Origin of the sequence: Roseibacillus persicicus (assembly GCF_014651675.1) — a bacterium.
In the GTDB taxonomy this organism is placed as follows: Bacteria; Verrucomicrobiota; Verrucomicrobiia; order Verrucomicrobiales; family Akkermansiaceae; genus Roseibacillus; species Roseibacillus persicicus.
In genome coordinates, this window is record NZ_BMXI01000041.1 from 1 (window position 1) to 2,552 (window position 2,552).

At 51.8% G+C, this 2,552-nt stretch carries 1 protein-coding gene; it reads right to left on the reverse strand.

Going from position 1 to position 2,552, the window contains the following annotated elements:
- Positions 1-1,117: 1,117 nt before the first annotated feature.
- Positions 1,118-1,555, reverse strand: coding sequence for a hypothetical protein (locus IE099_RS20445; protein ID WP_189574637.1), 438 nt, complete (start codon positions 1,553-1,555; stop codon positions 1,118-1,120).
- Positions 1,556-2,552: the final 997 nt, after the last annotated feature.

A 2,552-nucleotide genomic window follows, 5' to 3' on the forward strand; every position in this document is an offset into this window, starting at 1 on the left:
ACTCAGCGCGCTTTCGACAGTTCTACCACCTTCCCTCCTCCAGTCAACCTCCGACTCGCCAGCGCGGTCGGATTTGTGGTGCTGCGCATTGTTCGGCACCGACACGAGTGAAACCGTTCCCCAGGCCTAAACTCCTGATATTCAGCACCTCGAAGAACGTCTCCCCACGCCAATAAAATGAGCCTTCGTCACCTCGCCATCGCCAACTTATTGCCCTACCTGCCATCAATGAGCTAGCCCATCAAGAACCCAGATTCACCGACAAAACACCGCCTCTTCTGGTCTCGAACTCGCCCTTCTCCGCATCGTCTCTGTCGTTCCCTTCGGAGATTAAAACTCGAACTTGCCCACATTCGAACGATGTGGAATCACTTCGCAGCTTAAAATCCTGCTTGCCGCCGATTCGAGTGGTCAGGAACTACCTCTAACATCGTTCCGCTGGATTTAGGAATTCGAGTGTCCAACAACGTCCCTCTCGAATACGAATTCTAACACAACGGTCCGTCTACTTTCTGCCGAACGTTCAAGCACACCCAATCCGACCGACTCAGCGCACTTTCACTACTTCTACCACGCTCCCTCCTCCAGCCAATCTCCGACTCGCCAGCGCGGTCGGATTTGTGGTGCTGCGCATTGTTCGCTGTCAAAATATAGCAATTTCCGATTTCTTCGAAGACCGCCGAAACTTCTATGACGGGAAGCCGTCGTTCGAGCCCCGTCAATAAAATCTTCCCTGCCGCCTGACGAACAAAGCCTTGTCACCGGACTTCGTCAAAACCACGTGACGGCAACAAAAACCTGCACGCCTTCCCTCACCTGCTTGGCCAATCTCACCTCATCGTCGACCCCGAAACCAACGTCTGTCCAATCAAACCATCTGGAACAAATCCGAGGAGCCAACTTGGAGTTCACCTCGAAAAAACCAGCGTTCCACTGCCTCGTCAAAGCAGAAAGAATCGTCCAGATAATACGATTCCAAGCGAACGTTTTAGCACACCCAATCCGACCGACTCAGCGCACTTTCACTACTTCTACCACGCTCCCTCCTCCAGTCAATCCTCCAACTCGCCAGCGCGGTCGGATTTGTGGTGCTGCGCATTGTTCGGCACCGGTTCTTTTAGCTCGTAGACAAGCTAATCTGCTTAAGACGTCCTCCCCCAAAATCGTAATGAAGCTTGTATTCAGGATAGTCAAGACGGAGCCAATCGTAAGGTTTACCGAAGAAGTCACCTTGTCCTTCGACATAAGGGACTCCTTCATCCTCTGCATATTGCCTCATTGCCTTCTTCGAGCTGAATTTGGGTAACGGGAACTCACCAAAGTCCGCAATTTCAAAGCCGTCCTTCTTCTCCAGAAAAATAAACGTGGTATTAAGAATCTGATTCTCGTCGAAATTGAGCTGAATTCCGAGCTCGGGAATCGACGCCCAATATTCGTCAGGTTGATTCTCCTTTAGGCGGTCATAACTGTAAACGACCTCCACATCGTAATCCTCTAGAAGGTCGATCAACTCGTTGTCTTTGAGATGTTTTCCAAGCAGAGGGAGCAGATCCATTTTTAGCCGAACGTTAAAGCACACCCAATCCGACCGATTCAGCGCGCTTCCACTACTTCTACCACCTCCCCTCCTCCAATCAAACTCCAAACTCGCCAGCGCGGTCGGATTTGTGGTGCTGCGGTATGTTATCCAGGACGGTCCGAAGTCAGAAGGGTAAGAGCAAGAAAGCCTCGAACTCGATGACCTCAAGCTTCGTCAAAACTCCGAATCACCCTTCGCGTAGAACCTTCGTCACCTCGAACTCGCCAAATTTCTCCACTGCCAACCACAGAAACCATCAACTGCGAACTCGCCTGCCGCGCACTGCCAGCCACCGAACCGATACGCCGAACTCGCCTACCGCGCAAAACGTTGTCACAGAGCATTTGTCACCGCGAACTCGCCATTCAAAACAATGCAAAGTCCGCAATGCTTTCATTGGATAACGTTCAAGCACACCCAATCCGACCGACTCAGCGCACTTTCACTGGTTCTATCACGTTCCCTCCTCCAGTCAATCTCCGACTCGCCAGCGCGGTCGGATTTGTGGTGCTGCGCATTGTTCGCTGCCAGAATATAGCAATATCCGAGCTCTTCGAAAACCTCCGAAACTTCTATGACGGGATGCCCTCGTTCGAGCCTCGTCAATAAATCCTTCCCTGTCGCCTGAAGAGCACTGCCTTGTCACCGGACTTCGTCAAAACCCCGTGATGGCAACAAAATCCTGAACGCCTTCCCTCCCCTGCCTAGCGAATCTCACCTCATCATTGACCTCGAAACCAACGTCGATCCAATCAAACCATCTAGAACAAATCCGAGGAACCAACTTGGAGTTCACCTCAAAGAAACCAGCGTTCCACTGCCTCGTCAAAGCAGAAGAAATCGTCCTATTAATGCGATTCCAAGCGAACGTCTCAGCACACCCAATCCGACCGACTCAGCGCGCTTTCAATACTTCTATCACCTTCCATCCTCCCGTCAACCCCCGACTCGCCAGCGCGGTCGGATTTGTGGT